Consider the following 21,089-nt stretch of genomic DNA (forward strand, 5'->3'; position numbering starts at 1 on the left):
CGGTCGCCGCCAACCTTTTCCTTGCCCGTCCCCGCGCCGCTTTCCCCAGCGGCCCGGGGACGGTTGCGTTTCCGCCCACCCCACCCCCCTCCCCCCCGCCGCGGCCCGAAAGACCCGTTCTTGCCTTCCGCCCCGTGCGACCAGGGGGCCCGCCACTAAGAACGGGCGCCCCGAACATGCCCGCACCAAAACTTCAGTTGACAGCATAAATGAGCGTACAGTACGGATGCTTAAAGAGCAGTACTTTTGACAATGCTTTTTAACTTATCATATTATTTGTGCAAGTTTCACCTGCTCGATATAGCCGTAGTATTGATTGGTTGACGGTGTTGCTTTATGTTGGACTGGTGGGGGCCGGATGGATTTGCATTTATGCGTCTAGCTATTCACCGGATGTGCCTGACAACCCACTTACGAGCCTGAGCTTCGATAAGCTTATGGCATTTAACTGGTTTAAGCAGCTGCTGTGGATAGCAACGGCTGTTGTACTTATCGTGATTTTGTTGGTGGTGGATTACAAGGCCTACGACACATTTGCGTATGCTTTGTATGCGGGCATGATAGTGCTGCTGATAGTAACCATGTTTGTGGCGAGGCCCATTGCAGGGTCGCGTTCGTGGTTAGAGATTGGGCCTGTGCGTTTGCAGCCGGCAGAATTTGCCAAATTCACGACGGCTTTGGCAGCGTCCAGATTTATGGCGAGCATCAATTTGCGATACCAGGACTGGCGTGACCAACTGGTGCTGGCCGGGATTACCTTGTTCCCACCTTTGTTGATAGTGGCATCGAACGAATCGGGGCAGGCTTTGGTATTCGGAGCTTTGCTACTAGCATATTTTCGGGAAGGGATGTCGCCTTTAATTCTGCTGCTGATGGCGGCAGCAGGAACCATTCTGCTTTTGGCATTACTGGTGCCCAAAGTTTGGCTATTTAGCTCTTTTACGCTGGCACTGATTGCGGTATTGGGACTGAGCCGCCGGGTATTGCGGCATCATTTGCCTTTGGCAGTAGGCGTGTGGCTGGCCGTGATTGGCATGGTGGTGGGCGTGGATTTCTTTTACAACAAGGTTCTTCAGCCGCACCAGCGGCAACGAATTGAAGTACTCATCAACCCTTCGGCTGACCCGCTGGGGAAGGGCTGGAACGTGACGCAGAGCAAAATTGCGATTGGCTCGGGGGGAATGCTGGGCAAGGGTTTTTTGCAGGGCACGCAGACGAAGTTTGATTTCGTGCCCGAGCAAAGCACCGACTTTATTTTCTGCACGGTGGGGGAGGAGTTTGGGTGGTTGGGCAGCTTGGCGGTGCTGGGGCTGTACCTGACCTTGCTGTGGCGCATTATCTATGTGGCGGAACGGCAGAAGTCGGTCTTTGGGCGCACGTATGGGTATTGCGTGGCCAGCATTCTGTTTTTTCACGTGACGGTGAACGTGGGCATGACCATTGGGCTGGCCCCGGTAGTGGGCATTCCGCTGCCGTTTTTCAGTTACGGGGGGTCGTCGTTGTGGTCATTTACCATCTTGTTGTTCAGTTTGCTGGCAATTGATGCCTATCGCAAGCAGGACTTGGTGCGCTGATGAGGTCGCCGCGTGTGCCGAGCTGGGTGTGGGCCGTTGTGGCGGGCCTGCATGCGCTGGCGTTGGGGGGGGCACTGTACTTGGGCAGTTGGAATTTTCCTGATACGGACCGATACCGGCAGGCAGCGCAAAATATACGGCTTCACGGTGAGCTCTATGCCCGTCCGTGGCCAGCTCAGGCGCCAGCGGGGCAGGCTGTGCAGGAGTTTACCATACGCCCGCCGGGGTACCCGCTGGTGGTGCTGGGGTCGGGAGGGGCGGTAGGGGAGCCGGTGACTCTGCTAGTGGTGCAAAATGTGTTGAGCTTGCTCAATATTGGGCTTGTGTTGCTGTGGTGGGCGCGATGGGCCCGGCCGAGCGCCAAGGAATGGGCGATGGCGATGGTTGTTTGTTTAACATTTCCGGCGCAGCTCATTTATGCCAATGCGGTGATGAGCGAATTGCTGCTGCAGACTACGTTACTAGTCATGCTGCTGGCCGCGCTGCTTTACATCAGACGAAGTAGGACTAGCTATGCTGCTGGGGTGGTAGTAGCTCTGGTGGTGGCGCTGTTAATAAAGCCGGTCTTCTACCCGCTTGCCTTTGCCATGGGTGGCGTGGGCGCGGTGCTGGCATGGCGACGTAGAAAGCCGGGGCTGGCGGTACTGGGCGTTGTCCCGGCCGTGGTGGTGGGGCTGTATATGGGCTGGAACGAGCAGCGGACGGGCTTTTTTCATTTCTCGAGCATTACCGATATCAATTTGTTGCATTACAACGCGGCCGGCGTGGTGCGGCAAGTGCAGGGGGCCGAGGCGGAGGAAAAATGGGTTGCCGGCGTGCTTCGCGAAGCGAATGCACAACGCGATTTTGCTTCGAGGCAGCGGGTTATTCAACTGCGAGCCAAGGCGGTATTGTGGGCCCATCCGGTGGTGTATGCCCGGCAACATGCGTTGGGCATGGCTACATTTTTCGTAGACCCCGGCCGTTTTGACCTGAGCCAGTTTCTGCAGCTGGCGCCGCCGGCAGGGGGCGGGCTACTGGCTCAGGTGCGGAATGGCGGGTTGTGGCGAGCTATAGCCGGCCTGCCAGTGGGGCTGCTGAGCTGGTTGGGGCTGATTTTCCTGGCGAATGCGGGGCGTGTATGGCTGGCGTGGCAGGGATTTAGGCGGCTTGGCAGGACGGCGCCGGTGTGGCGGTATGGCCGCTGGGTGGCGCTGGCATTACTGCTATACGTGGCAGGGCTGACGGGGCCGCTGGGCGCGGCCCGCTTCCTGGTGCCGGTGTGGCCGCCGTTGTTGGCGCTGGCGCTGGCCGGGCTGCCGCGCCGCGTTATTGGGTTGGGAGGAGAAGGCGGCGCCAATGCGTGAAAACCAGCGCTAGCGCAACGCAGAATGCCGGAGCCGCCAGATAGCCCATGCGGCCCAAGTCGCCGGAAAGAAGCATGTGAATGGCCACAACGGCAAGCAGGCCAAGCTCTGCCCAACCGAGTGAGCTGAATAAACTTTCTGTGGAGCGGGCACCCTGGTTTTTTTCTAGCCACAAGGCGAGCGGAAGCACGAGAGTAAAGAAGCCAAATATGCTCAGCAACTCGCCCAAGCCTTTGGGAGATGCGGCCCGGTGCAACGAGTAAGCCACGTTGTGAAAATGGTCAAGCGCATTGGAAACCGACTGGCTGGTGGGGGCACCGACGTGGGCATCGACCCAAAAATGTACCGCAAACAAGGCGGCGAGGCCCACCGCCAAAGCTGCCAACTGCTTGGGCCAGGTGAGACTGTGGCGGCCGAACCAGAACAACCAGGGCAGCCAGAAAACGAAAGATTCCTTGGCCAGGGGGCCGAGCAGCAATGCCACTGCCAAGGCCCAGCCAGCCCCAGCGCCGCGCCGGATGGCGTAGTAGCCCAGCCCGGTTGCCAGCAGGTACAGGCTGTCGGTAAGGGGCAGGCCGGCGCCGTATACTGCCCAGCGGCTGGTGAGCACGGCCAGCATGGCCAGGCCGGCCGCTTCGGGCGAAGCACCGGTCTGGCGGGCCGCGTTGAACCAGCAAGCTCCAGCCGCCGCCAGCAGCAGGCAGTTCACCAGGTAAAAGGAAAATCGCAACGGCCATTGCCCCGCAGGGCGCTGGGGCCACACGCGGGCATAGAGCCGGGCCACGGGCGCGGCCACCGCGGCGGCCGCGGCGGGCACCAGCACGCGGTAGCGGTGCGTAACGCGCACGCTGTCGAACCGCCCCGCGGCCATGCGCAGGTAGCTGCGGGTGTCGGGCGAGTGCGAGAAATCGTAGTGCACGTACATGGGATACGCCAGGTTGGCCAGGGCGGCCACGGCCACCAGCCACGGCAGCAGCCAGCGCCGCAGCCGCGGCCCAAACTGGGACTTGCCCACTGTAGCAGGCACGTTAGGCAAACTTGCGCTCAATGAGCTTCAGCAGCTTGTTGACGTGCTCTTCCTTGCGGCTCCAGTCGTAGCGCTGCGACAGGTCGCCGCTGACGTAGGCACGGGCCTGCTCGGCGGTGGGCAATGAATCGAGGTGCTGAATGGCCGCGTGGTAGTCCATGTTTTCGCCGCCAAAAAGCTCGTTGATGAAGCTGAAGCGCTGGTTGATGGAAATGGCTTCGCGCAGGGTTTCTACCTTGGGCCCGCTCCGCTCGGCCAGGGAAGGCGCGGCGCTTGCGCGCAAGGTTTCGGCCAGGGGCGCGGCGGCGGGCTGCACCGCTTTCAGCTTTTCGTGCAACGGCACGTTGGCCGCATCAGTGTTGGGGAGCGGGCGGGCAGGCGCCGGTGGAGCAGCGGGCGGCGGAGCGGGGGCTGCAGGCGGGGCCACCGGAGCCGAGGGGGCCACGAAGCTGGGCGGAGTCACTACTGCGGGCGGTTCCGGTGCAGGCATGGCGGGCGGGGCAGTGGGCGCCGCCGCCACGGGTTCGGCAACAGGCGGTGCCGTGGTGGCCGAAACCGGCCCGTCCTCGAGCAGGTCGGCGGTGGTGAGGGGCAGCAGGGCGCTGAGCTCCGTCACAAGGCGCTGCATGGGCTGGTGCGCCTTGTAATTGGCGGCGTGGTACAGCTCGAAGCGGTGCGTGAGGAAGTCGCGGCTCAGGTCGTTGCTGTTGGGCAGGCTATCGATGAAGCCCTGGTAAAACGCCTTGTCGACGTCGATGTAGCGCAGGCTTTCGCGCAGCGTGGTGAGCGTGGGGGCCTCGGCGTTGCCCAACACGAGGCGCTGGAAGCTGTCCACGGGGTCGGCCACCAAGCCGAGCGTGTCGGCAGTGGCCTGGGCCAGCAGCGGCTCGTAGGCCTCGCGGCCCAGGCTGATGTGGCGCGACAGCACGTTCATGAACTGCGTGAGGGCAGCTTGCACGGGGGCGGCTTCAAAATCGAAGTAAGGGCTGCGCAGGCGGGCGGTTTCGGCCTGCCACTGGCCGAGCAACTGACGCACGACCAGCAGGTTGACCTGCCGCACCGGCGTGAATTTGAGCACCGCCGGGCCATCGAGCGGGGCCGAAGAAGAGTTCGCGAAATGCTGGTCGCAGAGCCGGGCGGCCAGGCGTCGGCCGTATTGGGCGCACTTGGCGAGGCTATATTTGTCGTTCATAAGTAGGCCGGTTTCGGTGGCCCAAGTTAGGCACAAATGCCCCTCCTGACGATTGAGAACCTGCCCGGCGCGCCCGTGGAAGTGCCATCCGGCGCCACGCTGCTGGCCGCCATTCAGGCCGCTGGCCACGACTGGATGCACGCCTGCGGGGCCAAGGGCCGCTGCACCACCTGCCGCGTGCAGGTGCGCACCGGCCTCGAAAACCTGAGCCCACCCACCGATGCGGAGCTGCGCTACCGTGCCGCCGGCCGCCTGCAGCCCACCGAGCGGCTGACCTGTCAAACCCGCCTGCTGGCCGGCGACGCCACGGGCCGCGTGCCGGAGGACACGAAGCTGCCCCACGTGCAGTATCTGCCCGATGGGGTATAGCCGGCGCATCAAACCAAGCCCTCTGCATTGTGGAGTTATGGCAAGCAGCCCTACCGGGAGCCGGGGCGCACACCGGGGCAGCTGACTTGGTTGCTAGCGGAAGTGCGAAAAATTACGCCGAATACAAGCGCCTGAGTGCGTGCGACTGGTCCCAAAAGAAATACTTTGGCGCTTGAGGCAAGCCGCCGCCGGGCGTACTTTAGAGCTTCCGTTGGGGCGTGGTCGTCCTGTTTGCTCACCTGTTTTTTTCGCTTGTGTTTATTGAACCCCGCGTTGGCAACCGCCACAACGCCCCGCGCCGGGGCTGGATAGAAGTGGTGTGCGGCTCCATGTTCTCGGGCAAGACCGAAGAGCTCATTCGCCGCCTCACCCGCGCCCGCATTGCGCGGCAGCAGGTCGAAATCTTTAAGCCTGCCGTCGACACCCGCTACCACGCCGAAGACGTGGTGAGCCACAACGCGGCCCGCATCCGCTCCACGCCGGTGGCCGTGCCGTCGGAAATCCTGCTCCTAGCCGCGGGCTCCGACGTGGTGGGCATCGACGAGGCACAGTTTTTCGACGACTCGCTGGTGGACGTGTGCGAGCAGCTGGCCAACAACGGCACCCGCGTCATCGTGGCCGGGCTCGACATGGACTACCGCGGCCGCCCGTTCGGCCCCATGCCGGCCCTGCTGGCCACGGCCGAATACGTGACCAAGGTGCACGCCGTGTGCGTGTGCTGCGGCGAAATTGCGTCGTATTCGTACCGCATTGCAGCCAGCGAAGACCAGGTGCTGTTGGGCGAAACCGATTCGTATGAAGCCCGCTGCCGGCCCTGCTTTCTGGGCGGCATGCAAGCCGAGCGGCCCGCGCAGGAGGTGGGCTCCACTGCCGCGCACTAAATCGACGGGCGCAGCGTTGGCAAGAACGGCCTCGTGGCCCGCTACTTCTTCATTCTGAGTTTTGACGAGCGTATGACCCACCTTTTCCGTTCTTTGCTGGCACTCGCCGGGTTGTTGTTATTGGCCGGAAGCAGCCAAGCCCAGACCGTAGGTTATGGCGACTGGCAGTTGCATTTGCCCTCCAACCGCCCCCTGCGCCTGGCCGATGCCGGCGACCGGGTGTACGTGGCCACCGAAAATGCCTTCTATTTCTTCGATAAGAAGCTAAATACCTCGCAGGTGCTCTCGCAGCGCGACGGCCTAAACGGTGTGAACGTGGCCGCGCTGGCCTACGACTCCGTATCCAAGCAAACGGTGCTGGCCTACCGCGACGCCAACATCGACATTCTGCAAGCCAACGGCCGCGTGCGCAACATCAGCGACGTGCTGCGCAAATCCATTCAGGGCACCAAGGATATCAACCAAGTATCGATTGGCGCGGGCAAAGCTTATGTGAGCACTAGTTTCGGCCTCTTGGCCATTGACCTGACCAAGCTGGAAATCAGCGACACCTATTCCAACATCGGGCCCGGCGGAGCGGTGGTAAACGTGTACGATGCGGCCGTGGCCGGTGGGGCCCTGTACGCCGCTACATCGGTAGGCCTGCTGCGCGGCTCGCTGTCGCAAAACCTGCTCGACTACCGCAACTGGACGTTGTATCAGCCGGTGCTGCCGGGCACAGCCACGCAGCGCGTCTACCATTTCGTAGCCACCGATGCCGGCCAAGTATACGCGGCCGTGGAAGGCAGCGGCTCTTCGGTGTACAAGTACGTGCCCGCCGCTAATCCAACCGCGGCTACGTGGCAGCCCGTAGCGGGCACCGGGGCCGGGCAATACCGCAGCTTGCGTAGCAGCAGCGTGGGCCTGCTCATCGTAGACGACCAGGCCGGGGTGCGCCTGCTCGGCCGCAGCGGAGCCGTGACCACGGTGGTGCCCCCAGCCGCGGGTTCCTCCTTTATTCAGGATGCAGTACGGTCGCGCGACGGCAACTATTACGTGGCCAACTACAGCCTGGGCCTGCAACGGGTGGCTCCCGGGGTGGGCAAGACGTCGGAGTTTTTTGTGGCAAACGGCCCCGAAACCGGTACGTCTTTTGGCCTGTTAGCCGATGCGCGCTCCAACAAAGTCAACGTATTCACGGGAGGCTATTCGGAGCGTTACCAGCCAAATGGGGCCAAAAATGGCTTCTATGAATACGCGGGTGGGCAATGGACCAACTACACGGCGAAAGCTTTTCCGAGCCTGACCGCCTTTCCCAACCCCACCAGCCCGGTACGCGGCACCCGCACCCCCGACGGCACCCTTTACGTGGCCACGTACGGCGGCGGCCTGTTGGAATGGCGGGGACCCGGCGATTTCCGTCGCTTCGGCGAGAACTCGCCCGCCGGCAGTCCTTTGCTGGGTACCTTTTCCAGTAACCCTAACCGCGTGGAAATCACCGATGTGGCAGCTACGCCCGAAGGCAAGGTGTGGGTGGTGAACCGCCACCTGGAAAACAACGGACGCTCGGGCCTGTCCATCTTCGACCCTGCCACCACGACCTGGCAGGTCATTCCCTACACGTTTGGCTTCGATGCGCTCGAACGCATTGCTTTGGACGACAACGGCTACGCGTGGGTGTCGGTGTCGCGCAAGACCGACGCCAGCAGCGTGGGCGGCCCGGCCATCGGCCTCTACGCCGTCGACCCGAACCCGACGTCGCCGAATGCGCCGCGGCTGTTCAACACGTCCTCGGGCTTGCCCGACAATCAGATTTACGAGCTGGCTAAAGACCGGCGCGGCTACATCTGGGCCGCCACCATCAAGGGCGTGGCGTATTTCCGCGAGCCCGAGGGGCCGTTTGCTACCACCAACGGCTTCTCGCAGCCGTTGGTGACGCGGGGCGAAGGCACCGGTTACAACGCGCTCTACAGCGAGGCTGTGCGTGCCCTGGCTGTGGACGGGGCCGACCGCAAGTGGTTCGGCACCGACCGGGGGCTCTGGCTCTTCAGCCCCGACGCCGACGAGGCGCTGCTGCACTTCACCACCGCCAACAGCCCACTGCCGTCCGACCGCATCATCGACGTGAAGGTGAACGACAAGACCGGCGAGGTGTGGGTGGCTACCGACGGGGGCGTGGTATCGTTCCGAGGCACGGCCACCGTGACGGAGGGCGACGTGAAATGCTCCGCGGTGTTCCCCAACCCCGTGCGGCCCGAATTCGCCGGCACGCTGGGCATTTCGGGCCTGGCCAACAACGCCGTGGTGAAGATTACCGACGTGGCGGGCCATCTGGTGTACGCCACCAAAGCCGCTGGCGGCACCGTGACCTGGAACCTGACCAACCCCGAAGGCCAGCGCGTCCGCTCCGGCGTATACCTGGTGCTGTCGACCGACGCCGATGGCAAAAATGGCTGCGTGAGCAAAGTGGCCGTACTAAGCAAATAGTTGTTTGGGGTGCTAACCAAGTGATTGATGCCGGGCCGAATTGCGGAAAGATTCATTGAATCGAAAGCCGCATCTGCAGGCATCAGCAAACGGCTCATCAACGGTCGGCGCGTCAACGAGATGGATTTATGCTGATAAAGACCCGAGGCCTCGTCCTCAGCTACTTGAAATACCGCGAAACCAGCATCATTGCCCGCATCTACACCGAGCGGTTGGGCGTGCAGAGCTACGTGGTGAACGGCGTGCGCAAGGCCAAGCCGCCGGGTCGCATTGCGCTGTTTCAGCCCTTCACGCTGCTCGAACTGGTGGCCTACGTGGCCAAAGGCAGCGGCGGCCTCACCCGCCTGTCGGAGTTCAGGTGCGCCGAGCCCTTCCAGACCTTGCCCTACGAGGTGCAAAAAAGCAGCGTGGTGCTGTTTTTGTCGGAAGTGGTGAGCCGGGCCGTGCGCGAAGAAGAGCAGAACGAACCCCTCTTCCAATTCTTGCACGATTCCATACTGGCTTTCGACCGTCAGACCACCGGCGCCGAAAACTTTGCCCTGGTTTTTTTGCTGGAGCTGGCCGCTTACCTCGGCTTCGGCATCAGCTCCGGCTCCGAACTTACCGACCAAGTACTGATGGCCGGCCACGCGCCCACCAGCAAGGGGGCCACCGGCCCGGCTACCCTGCGTTTGCACGAGTTCGACGGCTATTTCGACGAGCTGCTGCGCGACCCGGCCACCAGCACCATTCCCAACGGCCGCGTGCGGCACGAGCTGCTCAACGTCATCATTCGGTACTACCAGCTGCATGTGGAGCAGTTGGGCGAAATTCGTTCGCTCGATATTTTGTCGCAGGTGCTCAACTAGCGCCGCGACCAGTAGGCTTTACTGAAAGTCGACCAGTTCCACTTCAAAGCGCAGCACGGCGTTGGCCGGAATGTCGGCCCCGGCCCCGCGCGAGCCGTAGGCCAGCGGCGAAGGAATGAGCAGCACCGCTTTGCTGCCCTTAGTGAGCATGGCAATGCCCTGGTCCCAGCCCGGAATGACCTGGCCCTGGCCCAGCGCAAAGGCAATGGGCTCGTTGCCGTGCTTGGCCGACGAATCGAATTCCTGGCCGGTGGCCAGCACCGTGCCGCGGTATAGCACGCGCACCGTTTGGCCCTTTTGGGGCGGCAGGCCCGTGCCCAGCTTCTTGATGATGTAGTAGGTGCCGCCGGCCGTTTTCTTGGCCGTGGCGTGGTTTTTTTTGAGGTAAGCCTGAATCTGGGCCACGTCCTTGGCCATTTGGCCGGCAGACCGGGCTTGTTCCTGCTTCATCATTTCGGCCTGCAGCTTTTCCTGGCGGGCCATCATTTCGGGCACCGTCAGCAGCTCTCGGGCGCTGGCCAGCACCACCAGTGTATTGCCGCTCTTGCGCAGGAACGGCGGCACGGCCTGATGAAACGTGTTGGCAAATACCGTGTCGGCTTGCAGGCGAAACACGGCGCTGTCGCCGGGCAGCAGCAAGCCCAGGGCTTCTTCAATACCGCCGCGGGCGGGCTTTTCGGATAACTGCACGGGCTGCGGCGTGGGCTGCATGCGGCGCGAGTTCATGAGCACGGAGTCGCGGCCAGTCCGAAACTCCATGTACACGGTCAGCACCTGGCCCACGCGGCTGGCGTAGGGCGCATCGGACGGCGCCAGGGCCCGGGGCTGGTAGCGGCCCGCCGCGTCTTTGCGAAACAGGCGGTACTCGGTGCCCGAGGGCAGGCGGGCGTACTCGGGGCCGGAGGTCTGAGCCATGGCCGGCGAGCCCATTACGAGCAGCGCAACGGCCAGAAAAAGCAAAAAAGGACGCGTCATTAGCGGGGAATGCGAAAAGTGGTCGGTTGCGCCGGCGCCGGGCTCAGCGCACGCTCAAGACTTGCAGCTCAAACACCAGTTCGGTGTTCGGCGGAATCAGGTAGCGGGAATCGTCGTCGGGGTGGCGCACGCCTTTGGCGCCGTAGGCCAGCGCGGCCGGAATCCAGGCCCGCACGCGGGAGCCCACGGGCAGCAGCGGCAACAGCTCGTCCCAGCCGGCGATGACTTCGTGCCGTCCCACCCGGAACCGCAGCGGCGCGCCCCAGGCCTCGGTGGCGTCGAACACGCGGCCATCGGGCAAAAAACCGGTGTAGCGCACCGCCACGCGGCTGCCCGCCTTGGGCAGCGGGCCGGTGCCAAGCTCCCGGAAGGCGTAGCGCACCCCCTTCGGCGTGCGTTGTTCCACGAGCCGGGTGGTATCAGCGCCGGAAACAGGGGCGGAGGGCGTGGTGGGCACAGCCGGCTTGGCGCCGGTGTCTTGCGCCCGGGCGCTGCCCGTGGCCATTGCCAGCGCCAGCCCGAACGCGGCGCCTAGCTGCCAGCGGCGTGTTGTCCGGTGCGTCATGGGTATGGGTAGTCTATTGAACGTCAAGAATCTCTACGTCAAACAGCAGGGCCGAGTCTGGCGGGATGCCCACGCTGCCCGAGGGGCCGTAGGCCAGGCGCGAGGGCAGCAACAGCAGCTTGCGGTCGCCTTTGCGCATCAGCAGCAGGCCTTCGTTGAAGCCGGGCCGAATGGCCGGGTCGCCGGCCGTAAACACCACGCAGCCGCAGGGCGTGCGGTTGTCGGCCGAGTTGTCGAAAATGGCCCCGGCGGGGTAATTAGAATTGCCCCCCGAGGCCGGGTAGCCCGTCGAGCCGGGGAAAGCGCCGTTGCTCAGGAAGCGGCCCACGTACTTGAGCGTTACCTGCTTGCCCGCCGTGACGGCCGGGCCGTTGCCGTCCACCAGGCTCACCAGATACAGGCCCGAATTGGTGCGGGTGGCCTTGCTGGTAAGGTTGTTGCGCTGCAAATACCGTTGAATGGTGTCCTCGTCGATGATTTTCAACGTGTTTTCGCGTTCGGCCAGGTTTTTTTGGAACGACGATTGGGAGTTGCACGACCAGAAAGCCGGCGCCGTCAGGAGCAGGCCAGCCGCCAGCACCCAATAGCGCGAACGGAGCAGAAAATTTTTCATGGGGAGGAGGCAAAAAAGATTCCGGCCAACGGAGCCCGGGCAGCAGTGCCGCGTCGCCCGTTGGCCGGAATTAGAACTCAGGTAATGTAAGGATTATTGAACGTCAACAAGTTCCACCTCAAATTTCAGGGGCGAGTTGGCGGGAATGTCGGCGCCGGCGCCGCGCGTGCCGTAGGCCAGCGGCGACGGAATGAGCAGGATGGCGCGGCTGCCTTTGTTGAGCAGCGCAATGCCTTCGTCCCAGCCCGGAATCACGGCACCCTGGCCGATGGGGAAGTCAATCGGCTTGCCGGCTTTGGCCGACGAGTCGAACTCCTTGCCGCTGAGCAGCGTGCCGCTGTAGTTTACGCTCACGGTCTGGCCGCTGGTGGGCTTGGCGCCCGTGCCCGGCTTCAGCACCTGGTAGTAGATGCCCGAGGCCGTTTTCTGCATCGTGAGGTTGTTTTTCTTGATGTAGTCCTGCAGCACGGCGTCGTCCTTCTTGAACTGGGCCTGCGCTTCGGGCGTGGCGAGGGCCTTGGCCTGAGCGGCTTTCTGCTCTTCCATCTGCTTCTTGAACTCGGGCGACGCCATGCGCTGCTTCATCTGGGCGGCCATGGCGCGCTTCTGCAGTTCGGGCTGCATGGCCTGGGCCTCGGCCTGGTCGATGAGCTTGCCCGTGGTGGCCACGTACATCAGCACCACGTTGCCCCCGCGGCGCAAAAACGGCGGCACGGGCTGGCCCGATTTGGGCTTAATCAGCGAATCAACCTGGAAGCGGAACACGCCGCTGTCGCCGGGCTGGAGCAGGGACAGCGCCTCGTCGGGGGCCCCTTTTTGCTTCAGCTCCTGCAGGGGCAGGGGCACGGGCATGCCCACGTCGCGGCGGGTGTTTTGCAGCACCGAGTCCTTGCCGGTGGTGTAGCGCATGTGGCCGAGCAGGAACTTGCCGATGCGGTCCTTGTAGGTGGGGTCGCCTTCGGCGCCGATTTCGCGGCGCTCGTAGCTGTTGCCTACTTTTTTGAAAATCTTATATTCAATGCCGGACTTGGTCTTGGCAAAGTCACCGCCGTCCTTGTTGCAAGCGGTGAGGGAAGCGAAGCCCAGCAGGCCGGCCGCCAGGGCCAGCTGCCGCGCGGAGCGGGAGGAAAAACGCATGAATTAAAAAGAAGTGAAGAATCAGAAACGGTTCAAAGTTACGCCACCGGCGGCGCTACGGCGGCGGGCACGCCCGTTAATTGTTCCTTGTACTCAGGCAGGATGCTGAGGAAGCGCTCCACGGTTGCATCCAGCGTGTCGTAGCTGATGCCGCCGGCGGCGTTGTGGTGCCCGCCGCCGTCGAAATGGCGGCGCGAAAAGTCGCTCACCGAAAAGTTGCCCACCGAGCGGAAAGAAATTTTCACGGCCACGCCGCGGTCGATGAACACGGCCGCGAACTTGATGCCCTCAATGCTCAGCGCGTAGTTCACCAGGCCTTCGGTGTCGCCGGTTTTGCTTTGGTATTCACGCAGTTCGTCCTGCGTGATGGCGATGTAAGCCGTGTTGAACTCGCGGTTCACCACCAGCTTGTCCTTCAGCACGAAGCCGAGGAAACGCAGGCGGATTTCGGAATGCGAGTCGTAGATGAGGCGGTGCACCTTCGAGAGGTCCACGTTCACCTTCAGCAGCTCGGCGATGATGAGGTGCACGTTGCGCGAGGTGCTGGGGTGGCGAAACGAGCCCGTATCGGTCATAATACCCGCGTAGAGGGCTTCGCCGATGCCTTTGGTGATGAGGTCCTGGTCGCCGAGGTCGCGGATGATTTCGAAAATCAGCTCGGCCGTGGCCGCCGCCGTGGGCGTCGAAAACACAATGTCGGCGAAGCTTTCGGGCTCCTGGTGGTGGTCCACCAGCACTTTTACCCCGCTGGCCTGGCGCACGTACTCGCCGAGCTCGTTGATGCGGCCGAGGCAGCTGAAATCGAGGCAGCAGATGACTTCGGCGCGGTTCACCAGGTCGCGCACCTGGCGGTCGTTCTGGCGCTTGTCGTACACCACCACTTCGTCGTTGCCTTCCATCCAATTGAGGAAAGCGGGGTAGTCGGAAGGCGTGACCACGGTCACGTGGTGGCCCTTTTGCTTCAAGTAACCGGCCCAGGCCAGCGACGAGCCCAGCGCGTCGGCGTCGGGCTTGTGGTGGGTGGTGATAACAACCTGCTTGGGCTGTGCGAGCAGCGCCTGCAGGGCGAGGATGGAACTAGACATCGACAACGTGAATGGCCCGGCAAGGAACGGAGGGCCGGTGGCTTACAAATAATTGGGGCGGCAAAAGTCGGAAGAAATCTTGTCTTAACAACGTAGCCCCCCCGGAAGGTTCTGTTCGGCCATCCCAATGCCCGGCCGCGCTCGGCCAAGGAAAGCCACCGGCTTTGTGGCTACTTTTGCGCCACAATTAGTTTTCAACCAACCCCTCCCCAGCCCAACAATGGCCACCAACCGCACTTTCACGATGATTAAGCCCGACGCCGTCCAGGAAAACCACATCGGTGGCATCCTGAGCATGATTGAGGCCGGCGGCTTCCGCATCGTGGAGCTCCAAAAGCTTACCCTCACCGCCGAGCGCGCCGGCCAGTTCTACGCCGTGCACGCCGAGCGTCCTTTCTACAACGACCTGGTGAAGTACATGTCGAGCGGCCCCATCGTGGCCGCCATTCTGGAGAAAGACAACGCCGTGGCCGATTTCCGCACCCTCATCGGCGCCACCAACCCGGCCAACGCCGAGGAAGGCACCATCCGGAAAAAGTACGCCAAGAGCATCGAAGCCAACGCCGTGCACGGCTCCGACTCCGACGAAAACGCCCAGATTGAAGGCGAATTCTTCTTCGGCTCGAAGTAAGCGGCCCGCCAAGCGCTTTATTTGCCAAAAAGCCCGCCCTGCACGTTGCAGGGCGGGCTTTTCATTTGTGCTAAAAGCGGACTTTTTTTATACCAAATTTGTGCCGTGCCTCGTAGCTTAGCGGCTGAATCCGATACGTTTGCTGCTGGTTTCCAGCTCGGTAAAGGTATTGGGCTCGCGGTTGTAGAGCTCGGCCAGCGAGGTGGGCTCCGTGATGGGTTCCGTCTGGCCAAGCGCCGTGGCCAGGGCCTGCGCCTTGTCAGCCGCGAGCGGGCCGAAGTGGTAAGCGGCAATGAGGCGGCCCTTGCGCAACAGGGCTTTGTCGATGCGCGAGAGCTCGGTGTTGAAGGTACAGATAATCTGGATGTGGAAGCCGTCGGAGAGCAAGCCGTCGGACAGGTTCAGCAGGTTGCTCACGGCGTTGCCGCCCACCCCGTCGCGCTTGGTCAGCAGCTCTTCGGCGTCTTCGATGAGCAGGATGGAGTTGGTGTTGTCGTGGAGCTGGTTGATGAATTCCGGGTCGGCGATGCGGGCGGCCAGGTTGGGCGGAATGAAGAGCTTGGGCTTGTCGGTGAGGCCGCAGAGGTGGCGGATGTAGCTGGTTTTGCCGTTGCCGGGCGGGCCGTAGAGGATGATGATGCCCTTGTCGTTGGGCTTCTGCAGGCGCTCCACAATGGTTTCGTGGGCCGGCAGCAGGTCGTCGTTGTAGTGCGTAGCCAGGTCCAGGGCCGGAATGGTGATGGGCAGCGGGCTGAACTCCAGGTCGCCGGTGGTCAGGCGCAGCACCTGAATGCGCTTGCGCTCGATTTTGCCGGTTTCGAGGTGCGCGGTGAGCAGCGCCCGGAGCTGGGCCAGCAGGGCCGGGTCGGTTTTGGGCGAGTAATAGAGTTGCGCCGCCTGGTCGCCGTAGATGCCGCGGTCGTAGAACCACAGCAGCGCGTGGGGGCCCAGCGAGAGGGCGTGGTGTTGCAGCTCGGGGGCTTTGCCGGCTTCTTCCACGTACACCGAATGCACCACGGTGGCGCGGTCCACGTCGTGGGTTTCGGCCAGCGTGTTCAGCACGGCCTGCCGGGCTTCGACAGAGGCCAGCTGGTAAATCTCGCGCCGGGGCAGCTCGCCAAACGTGGCGTAGAACCACGCCACGGGCTGGAACCCGTGCTGCGTGTAGCTGAGGGAAAGGTCGGGGGCGGGGGAAGAACGCGGGGACGCCATGCCGGGTGATGCTGCTGGAAAACGAGCTGTAGCCGCGGGCTACGCCTGCTCCACCGAAAGCAGCCCTTCCGGGTGGGTGGTTTCTTCAGAGTGCTGCTGCGGCACGTGCTTGTGCTTGAAGATGAGTACAAACAGCACCGCAATGGCCAGCGCATAGCCCGCAAACGTGAGCCAGATGCTGTGCCAGTCCTTCACGCCGTTGGCATCGGTGAAGTAGGTTTGAATGATGATGCCGCTCAGCGAGCTGCCCAGCACGGCACCGAAGCCGTTGGTCATCATCATGAACAAGCCCTGGGCGCTGGCCCGGATGCTGGGCTGCGTCTGCGTCTCGACGAAGAGCGAGCCCGAGATGTTGAAGAAGTCGAACGCCATGCCGTACACGATGCACGAGAGGATAATCATCCAGAGGCCCGAGCCGGGGTTGCCGTAGGCAAACAGGCCGAAGCGCAGCACCCAGGCAATCATGCTGAACAGCATTACCTGCTTGATGCCGAACCGGCGCAGGAAGAACGGAATGGCCAGGATAAACAGCGTTTCGGAAATCTGCGAGATGGACATGATGATGGCCGGGTACTTCACCGTGAGGGTGTCCTGGTAGGCCGGGGTCTTGTCGAAATCGTGCAGGAATGTGTCGCCGTAAGCGTTGGTGAGCTGCAGGGCGGCGCCAAGCAGCAGCGCAAACAAGAAGAAAGTGAGCATCTTGCGGTCGCGCAGGATGGCGAAGGACTTCAGGCCCAGAATTTCCATCAGGCCCTGGCTCGACGTGTTGGTGGACTGCGGCGGGCACTTGGGCAGCGTGAACGAGTAGAGGCCCAGCAGGAAAGCCGCGCCGGCCGCCACGTAAAACTGGCCGGCCGTTTTCTCGAAGCCCAGCAGGCTCACCGTCCACATGGCCACGATGAAGCCGATGGTGCCCCACACCCGAATAGGCGGGTAGTCCTTCACCACGTCGAGCCCTTCGGTTTTCAGCACCGAAAACGACACCGCGATGGACAGCGACAGCGTGGGCATGTAGAAAATCATGTTCAGCAGTATCACCCAGAAAAACGTGCCGGGGTCCGTCACCATTGGGATAGTGCAGAGCGTGAGGCCGCCCAGGATGTGCAGAATGCCGTAGAGCTTCTCCGCGTTGATGTATTTATCGGCCACGATGCCCATGAGGGAGGGCATGAAGATGGAGGCGATGCCCATGGTCGAGAAGATGGCGCCAAACTGCGCGCCCGACCACTGCTTCGTTTGAAACCAATACGCGCCAATCGTTATCAGCCACGAGCCCCAGATAAAAAACTGGAGAAAACTCAGGATGGTCAGGCGCAACTTCGTGTTCATGCGGAGTCTGTTTAAATAAAGCGAGGTGGGAATTAGTCGCTAAAGATACACGCCAGCCCAACAGAAGCGGACGAGAAAGCCGGCCCGGGCGCTAGTCGCGCCGCCACCGGCCCGCCTGGCGCATCGGGCCGTCCCCCACCTAAATCGGGCCGGTAGACACAAAAAATGCCCTGGCCTTACAGACCAGGGCATTTTTTGGAACGATGACGCGCTACGGCTAGGCCTCGTAGGTGGGCGAGAACGTTCCGGCGGGCTGGCCGTCGGCCGTGGGGTAGTCGGTGTAGCCGTCGGCAAAGCCGTTGGGGCCGGGGGCGTAGAAGGTGGCTTGGTCGGCTTCGGCCAGGGGCTGGCCGGCTTGCAGGCGCTCCACGAGGTCGGGGTTCGAGATGTAGGCGGTGCCGAAGGCGATGAATGCGGCGCGGCCGGCGAGGTCGGTTTCGGTGCGGGCCAGGTCGCGGTAGCCGCCGTTGTAGATGACGGGGCCGGTGTAGGCGGCGTGAATGCTATCCAGCACCTCGGCCGGAATGCGGCCCGTGCCCACGAGGTGCACGTACACCACGCCGATTTTTTGCAGCTCGGCGGCCAGGTAGGCGTAGGTTTCGGCCATTTCGGGGTATTCGGCCATGTCGTTGAAGGTGCTGCCCGGCGAGAGGCGCACGCCGGTGCGGTCGGCCCCGATTTCGGCCACGATGGCGCGGGTGACGTCGAGCACGAAGCGGGCACGGTTTTCCACGCTGCCGCCGTACTGGTCGGTGCGCTGGTTGCTGTTCGGGTTCAGGAACTGCTCGGGCAGGTAGCCGTTGGCGCCGTGCACTTCCACGCCGTCGAAACCGGCTTCGAGGGCCAGCTTGGCGCTGTGGGCGTACTGTTGCACCACTTCAGCTACTTCCTCGGTGGTGAGGGCGCGGGGCGTGGGCTGGTCCTGCATCTGCTGCTGGTCGGTCCACATCTGGCCTTTGGCCGCGATGGCCGAGGGGGCGACGCCTTCGGCACCCTCGGGCAGGTTGAGGGGGTGGAACACGCGGCCGGCGTGCATGAGCTGAATAAAGATGTGGCCGCCGTGGTGGTGCACGGTTTCCGTCACGCGCTGCCAGTTGGTGGCTTGCTCCGGCGTAAACAGGCCGGGAATGCGGGCGTAGCCCAGGCCATCGGCCGAGGGCGACACGCCTTCGGAGATGATGAGGCCGGCGGTGGCGCGCTGGCGGTAGTACTCGGCCATGAGCTCGTTGGCCAGGTTGCCCAGGGCGCGGCTGCGCGTCATGGGAGCCATGACGATGCGGTTGGAGAGGGTAAGCGGGCCGAGTTGGGCGGGCTCAAATGCTTTGCTTGACATGAATTCTAGAGAAACAATGGCGCGCGTGAATCGCCGGGTTGATTGAAACGCGGTGATAAAGCAGGTAGGTACACGAATTGTTTCAGCAGTGGCTGTTGTGATTCCGTTACGTTAAAAAAAATGGAGCTGAGAAAAGGAAAAGCCCGTTCCACGGCGTGAAACGGGCTTCCCAGGTCATGTTTTCGCGCCAACTATATTATGCGCAATTCAGAAACCTACGCGGGCGTGGCTTCGGCAAAGCGACGGTTCACTTCGTCCCAGTTAATCAGGTTGAAGAAAGCCGCGATGTAGTCGGGGCGACGGTTCTGGTATTTGAGGTAATAGGCGTGCTCCCACACGTCGAGGCCCAGCACCGGAATGCCTTTGCAGCCCGAGTCGGGCATCAGCGGGTTGTCCTGGTTGGGGGTGGAGCAGATTTGCACCGAGCCGTCGGCCTGCTTGCAGAGCCACGCCCAGCCCGAGCCGAAGCGCGTGGTGGCGGCTTTGGTGAATTCTTCCTTGAACTTGTCAAAGGTGCCAAACGACTTGGTGATGGCTTCGCCCACGGCGCCGGTGGGCTGCCCGCCGCCGTTGGGCGAGAGGATGGTCCACCACAGCGAGTGGTTCCAGTGGCCGCCGCCGTTGTTGCGCACGGCCACGGGGGCCTTGGCGATGTTGTGCAGGATTTCCTCCAGCGACTGGTTTTCCATCTCGGTGCCGGCAATGGCGGCGTTGAGGTTGGTCACGTAGGCCTGGTGGTGCTTGGTGTGGTGAATTTCCTGGGTTTGCGCGTCGAACGCGGGTTCGAGGGCGTCGTAGGAATAAGGAAGTTTCGGAAGTTCGAATGCCATTAGTGAAAAGGGTTTGGGGGTGGTAAGGGTATGAAAGTGTCGAAGGTACTTAACCCGCGAAGCCGCCGCTAGGTTGCGGGCGGACCTGCGCAGAATCAAAAATAGACTATTTCCGCTTTAGGTTGAAAAAGTCCTGCATGAGGGCGGCGCATTCGGCTCCCTGCACGCCGCCACGCAGCGTGGTGCGCGGGTGCAGCAGCTGCCCGTGCCGCCGGAAACCCACCTTGGGCTCGTCGGCCCCAAACACCACGGCCTTGAGCTGGGCCCAGTAGCTGGCGCCGGCGCACATCACGCAGGGCTCGATGGTGACGTAGAGCGTGCAGTCGGCCAGGTATTTATTGCCCAGGTGGTTGGCGGCGGCGGTCAGGGCCAGCATTTCGGCGTGGGCCGTCACGTCGCGCAGCTGCTCGGTCTGGTTGTAGCCGCGCCCGATGATTTGCTTCTCAAACACCACCACCGCACCGATGGGAATCTCGTCGGCCTCCAGGGCTTTTTCGGCCTCCGCCAAGGCCTGGAGCATGAAATAGTCGTCGGTCATGTCCGGCGCTTATTTCATCACAATGGCGTTCATCACGGCCTGGGCCGTGGGCTGCCACTGCGCCTGCTCCTCGGCCGGGGCCACGAAGGTGAACACGTAGAGCTGCGTGCCCTGAATGGCGTATTGCACCGCCTGGTAGCGCTTGATGGGCGCCAACTGGCTGCCCGTGCGCCGGGCATCGGTCACGGTCGATACAAATTCAAAGTAGATAAAGTCGCGGCCATTCACGGTGCGAATGTCTTCCTTCAGGAAATCGACTTTCGTGTACAAGCGCTGGATGCTGGACTTATAAATCTTAATCAGCACGCCGTAATCGAAGCTTTCGAAGGTGGTGGGGCGCACGGCCACGCTGTAATCGACGCGCCCGCTGGGATTGGAAAACACGGCCAGCGGCTTGCGCGGCGAGGGGTATTTTACGGCAATGCCGTCGTCGGGCAGGGGCGCGAAGCCCACGGGCACGCCCACGCTCAGGCCCGAGCCCAGCTTGGTGGTGGTGAGTTTGACCGGCGGCGCAAACGCCGTGAGGCCGAAAATCAGCAGAAAAAACGACAGGAACTTCATGGCTAACGGCAACGATGCGGGGATAAAAGTAGTGCCCCGGCTGTGGGCCGGGGCACGGTGAAAGCGCGGGGCTTAGCGGCGCACGGCCGGGTACTTGATGCGGACTTTCTTCCAGTACACGTAGTTACCGGTTTTGGCTTCGACGAGGTAGGTGCCGGCCGGAATCTTGCCCAAATCAACCGGGGCGCCGGTGTTGTTGGCGGGGTCGAGCTCGGTCTGGTAAATGACCTTGTTTTTGTAGTCGGTCATCACCAGCGTGCCGGGCTTGGTGAACTGCTGCGTGAAGCTGAGCAGGATGCTGGTCGAGTTCGGCTTGGGGAAAACGTCGATGCCCGAGAGCGTTTCGATGCGCTTGATGGGGCCGTCGAGCGTCACGGCGTCGGCGGTGCCCTTCGATTTGACGACGGTGCCGGAGGCGTCCGACTTGCTTTTGGTCTTGATTTTGGTTTGGGCCTGCGCGGTGCCGGCGCACAACAAGGCCGTGGCCAGCGCGAGAGAGGGGAGGAGTTTCATGAAAAGCTGAAGGGATTGAGAGGACAAAGGAACGCAGCTACTGCCGGCCTTTGCATACTCCGTA

The 21,089-nt window shown here is 62.5% G+C and carries 21 protein-coding genes; 7 read left to right on the forward strand and 14 right to left on the reverse strand.

Annotated features, from left to right (window positions below; genetic code table 11):
• Positions 1–278: 278 nt before the first annotated feature.
• Positions 279–1,574 (forward strand): rod shape-determining protein RodA, encoded by a 1,296-nt coding sequence (gene rodA / locus IC234_RS04480; RefSeq protein WP_190922667.1) that lies wholly within the window; start codon positions 279–281, stop codon positions 1,572–1,574.
• Positions 1,575–1,870: 296 nt separating this feature from the next.
• Positions 1,871–2,920: a hypothetical protein gene (locus tag IC234_RS04485; protein WP_190922668.1), complete on the forward strand. Its 1,050-nt coding sequence runs from the start codon at positions 1,871–1,873 to the stop codon at positions 2,918–2,920.
• On the opposite strand, the gene IC234_RS04490 is transcribed toward IC234_RS04485, so the two are convergent.
• Together IC234_RS04490 and IC234_RS04495 are read right to left on the reverse strand one after the other, a co-directional pair.
• Positions 2,883–3,935, reverse strand: a complete 1,053-nt coding sequence (locus IC234_RS04490; protein ID WP_190922669.1) for a hypothetical protein — start codon at positions 3,933–3,935, stop codon at positions 2,883–2,885. The two genes, IC234_RS04485 and IC234_RS04490, sit on opposite strands and share 38 nt — an antisense overlap.
• Before the next feature lie 13 nt (positions 3,936–3,948).
• The gene (locus tag IC234_RS04495) at positions 3,949–5,139 is read right to left on the reverse strand and encodes a hypothetical protein (protein ID WP_190922670.1); all 1,191 of its coding nucleotides are present in this window, start codon (positions 5,137–5,139) and stop codon (positions 3,949–3,951) included.
• Positions 5,140–5,175: 36 nt separating this feature from the next.
• Here IC234_RS04495 and IC234_RS04500 point away from each other — a divergent pair, with 36 nt between their 5' ends.
• The 4 genes from IC234_RS04500 to recO all read left to right on the forward strand — a co-directional run bounded on the left by IC234_RS04500 (position 5,176) and on the right by recO (position 9,703).
• Complete coding sequence (locus IC234_RS04500; RefSeq protein ID WP_190922671.1) at positions 5,176–5,508, forward strand: 2Fe-2S iron-sulfur cluster-binding protein; 333 nt, start codon at positions 5,176–5,178, stop codon at positions 5,506–5,508.
• A gap of 254 nt (positions 5,509–5,762) precedes the next feature.
• A complete protein-coding gene (locus IC234_RS04505; protein WP_190922672.1) occupies positions 5,763–6,389 on the forward strand; it encodes a thymidine kinase in 627 nt (208 codons plus the stop codon).
• A 93-nt stretch (positions 6,390–6,482) separates the two neighbouring features.
• Positions 6,483–8,855: a type IX secretion system anionic LPS delivery protein PorZ gene (porZ, locus tag IC234_RS04510; RefSeq protein ID WP_190922673.1), complete on the forward strand. Its 2,373-nt coding sequence runs from the start codon at positions 6,483–6,485 to the stop codon at positions 8,853–8,855.
• Between the two features lie 128 nt (positions 8,856–8,983).
• A complete protein-coding gene (recO, locus tag IC234_RS04515; RefSeq protein ID WP_190922674.1) occupies positions 8,984–9,703 on the forward strand; it encodes a DNA repair protein RecO in 720 nt (239 codons plus the stop codon).
• A gap of 18 nt (positions 9,704–9,721) precedes the next feature.
• Here the strand turns inward: recO and IC234_RS04520 are convergent, their stop codons facing one another.
• The 5 genes from IC234_RS04520 to IC234_RS04540 all read right to left on the reverse strand — a co-directional run bounded on the left by IC234_RS04520 (position 9,722) and on the right by IC234_RS04540 (position 14,078).
• Positions 9,722–10,678 (reverse strand): FKBP-type peptidyl-prolyl cis-trans isomerase, encoded by a 957-nt coding sequence (locus IC234_RS04520; protein WP_190922675.1) that lies wholly within the window; start codon positions 10,676–10,678, stop codon positions 9,722–9,724.
• 43 nt (positions 10,679–10,721) lie between these two features.
• Positions 10,722–11,243, reverse strand: coding sequence for an FKBP-type peptidyl-prolyl cis-trans isomerase (locus IC234_RS04525; protein ID WP_190922676.1), 522 nt, complete (start codon positions 11,241–11,243; stop codon positions 10,722–10,724).
• Positions 11,244–11,256: 13 nt separating this feature from the next.
• Complete coding sequence (locus IC234_RS04530) at positions 11,257–11,856, reverse strand: FKBP-type peptidyl-prolyl cis-trans isomerase (protein WP_190922677.1); 600 nt, start codon at positions 11,854–11,856, stop codon at positions 11,257–11,259.
• Positions 11,857–11,949: 93 nt separating this feature from the next.
• The gene (locus IC234_RS04535) at positions 11,950–12,993 is read right to left on the reverse strand and encodes an FKBP-type peptidyl-prolyl cis-trans isomerase (protein WP_223827494.1); all 1,044 of its coding nucleotides are present in this window, start codon (positions 12,991–12,993) and stop codon (positions 11,950–11,952) included.
• Positions 12,994–13,031: 38 nt separating this feature from the next.
• Positions 13,032–14,078, reverse strand: coding sequence for a DHH family phosphoesterase (locus IC234_RS04540; RefSeq protein WP_190922678.1), 1,047 nt, complete (start codon positions 14,076–14,078; stop codon positions 13,032–13,034).
• Between the two features lie 220 nt (positions 14,079–14,298).
• Between IC234_RS04540 and IC234_RS04545 the strand changes: the two genes are divergently transcribed.
• Positions 14,299–14,709 carry a nucleoside-diphosphate kinase gene (locus IC234_RS04545; RefSeq protein ID WP_190922679.1) on the forward strand — a complete coding sequence of 137 codons (411 nt, stop codon included), beginning with the start codon at positions 14,299–14,301 and terminating at the stop codon, positions 14,707–14,709.
• Positions 14,710–14,826: 117 nt separating this feature from the next.
• Here the strand turns inward: IC234_RS04545 and IC234_RS04550 are convergent, their stop codons facing one another.
• The 7 genes from IC234_RS04550 to IC234_RS04580 all read right to left on the reverse strand — a co-directional run bounded on the left by IC234_RS04550 (position 14,827) and on the right by IC234_RS04580 (position 21,025).
• Complete coding sequence (locus IC234_RS04550; protein ID WP_190922680.1) at positions 14,827–15,921, reverse strand: AAA family ATPase; 1,095 nt, start codon at positions 15,919–15,921, stop codon at positions 14,827–14,829.
• A gap of 39 nt (positions 15,922–15,960) precedes the next feature.
• Positions 15,961–17,250, reverse strand: a complete 1,290-nt coding sequence (locus IC234_RS04555) for a nucleoside permease (protein ID WP_190922681.1) — start codon at positions 17,248–17,250, stop codon at positions 15,961–15,963.
• Between the two features lie 217 nt (positions 17,251–17,467).
• The gene (locus tag IC234_RS04560) at positions 17,468–18,583 is read right to left on the reverse strand and encodes an alkene reductase (RefSeq protein WP_190922682.1); all 1,116 of its coding nucleotides are present in this window, start codon (positions 18,581–18,583) and stop codon (positions 17,468–17,470) included.
• A gap of 215 nt (positions 18,584–18,798) precedes the next feature.
• On the reverse strand, positions 18,799–19,413 hold the full coding sequence (locus IC234_RS04565; protein ID WP_190922683.1) for a superoxide dismutase: 615 nt from the start codon (positions 19,411–19,413) through the stop codon (positions 18,799–18,801).
• Between the two features lie 106 nt (positions 19,414–19,519).
• Positions 19,520–19,951, reverse strand: a complete 432-nt coding sequence (locus IC234_RS04570; RefSeq protein WP_223827495.1) for a nucleoside deaminase — start codon at positions 19,949–19,951, stop codon at positions 19,520–19,522.
• Positions 19,952–19,960: 9 nt separating this feature from the next.
• The gene (locus IC234_RS04575) at positions 19,961–20,512 is read right to left on the reverse strand and encodes a hypothetical protein (RefSeq protein WP_190922684.1); all 552 of its coding nucleotides are present in this window, start codon (positions 20,510–20,512) and stop codon (positions 19,961–19,963) included.
• 72 nt (positions 20,513–20,584) lie between these two features.
• On the reverse strand, positions 20,585–21,025 hold the full coding sequence (locus tag IC234_RS04580; protein ID WP_190922685.1) for a T9SS type A sorting domain-containing protein: 441 nt from the start codon (positions 21,023–21,025) through the stop codon (positions 20,585–20,587).
• Between the last annotated feature and the right edge of the window lie 64 nt (positions 21,026–21,089).

Origin of the sequence: Hymenobacter armeniacus (assembly GCF_014699055.1) — a bacterium.
Taxonomy (GTDB): Bacteria; Bacteroidota; Bacteroidia; order Cytophagales; family Hymenobacteraceae; genus Hymenobacter; species Hymenobacter armeniacus.

Excerpts from the sequence above, each read along its gene's own strand:
- IC234_RS04520 (WP_190922675.1), bottom strand. The coding sequence starts at position 10,678 with ATGACGCGTCCTTTTTTGCTTTTTCTGGCCGTTGCGCTGCTCGTAATG.
- IC234_RS04500 (WP_190922671.1), top strand. The coding sequence starts at position 5,176 with ATGCCCCTCCTGACGATTGAGAACCTGCCCGGCGCGCCCGTGGAAGTG.
- IC234_RS04575 (WP_190922684.1), bottom strand. The coding sequence starts at position 20,512 with ATGAAGTTCCTGTCGTTTTTTCTGCTGATTTTCGGCCTCACGGCGTTT.
- recO (WP_190922674.1), top strand. The coding sequence starts at position 8,984 with ATGCTGATAAAGACCCGAGGCCTCGTCCTCAGCTACTTGAAATACCGC.
- IC234_RS04530 (WP_190922677.1), bottom strand. The coding sequence starts at position 11,856 with ATGAAAAATTTTCTGCTCCGTTCGCGCTATTGGGTGCTGGCGGCTGGC.
- IC234_RS04525 (WP_190922676.1), bottom strand. The coding sequence starts at position 11,243 with ATGACGCACCGGACAACACGCCGCTGGCAGCTAGGCGCCGCGTTCGGG.
- IC234_RS04565 (WP_190922683.1), bottom strand. The coding sequence starts at position 19,413 with ATGGCATTCGAACTTCCGAAACTTCCTTATTCCTACGACGCCCTCGAA.
- IC234_RS04580 (WP_190922685.1), bottom strand. The coding sequence starts at position 21,025 with ATGAAACTCCTCCCCTCTCTCGCGCTGGCCACGGCCTTGTTGTGCGCC.
- IC234_RS04495 (WP_190922670.1), bottom strand. The coding sequence starts at position 5,139 with ATGAACGACAAATATAGCCTCGCCAAGTGCGCCCAATACGGCCGACGC.
- IC234_RS04570 (WP_223827495.1), bottom strand. The coding sequence starts at position 19,951 with ATGACCGACGACTATTTCATGCTCCAGGCCTTGGCGGAGGCCGAAAAA.
- IC234_RS04535 (WP_223827494.1), bottom strand. The coding sequence starts at position 12,993 with ATGCGTTTTTCCTCCCGCTCCGCGCGGCAGCTGGCCCTGGCGGCCGGC.
- IC234_RS04555 (WP_190922681.1), bottom strand. The coding sequence starts at position 17,250 with ATGAACACGAAGTTGCGCCTGACCATCCTGAGTTTTCTCCAGTTTTTT.
- IC234_RS04540 (WP_190922678.1), bottom strand. The coding sequence starts at position 14,078 with ATGTCTAGTTCCATCCTCGCCCTGCAGGCGCTGCTCGCACAGCCCAAG.
- IC234_RS04560 (WP_190922682.1), bottom strand. The coding sequence starts at position 18,583 with ATGTCAAGCAAAGCATTTGAGCCCGCCCAACTCGGCCCGCTTACCCTC.
- IC234_RS04550 (WP_190922680.1), bottom strand. The coding sequence starts at position 15,921 with ATGGCGTCCCCGCGTTCTTCCCCCGCCCCCGACCTTTCCCTCAGCTAC.
- IC234_RS04545 (WP_190922679.1), top strand. The coding sequence starts at position 14,299 with ATGGCCACCAACCGCACTTTCACGATGATTAAGCCCGACGCCGTCCAG.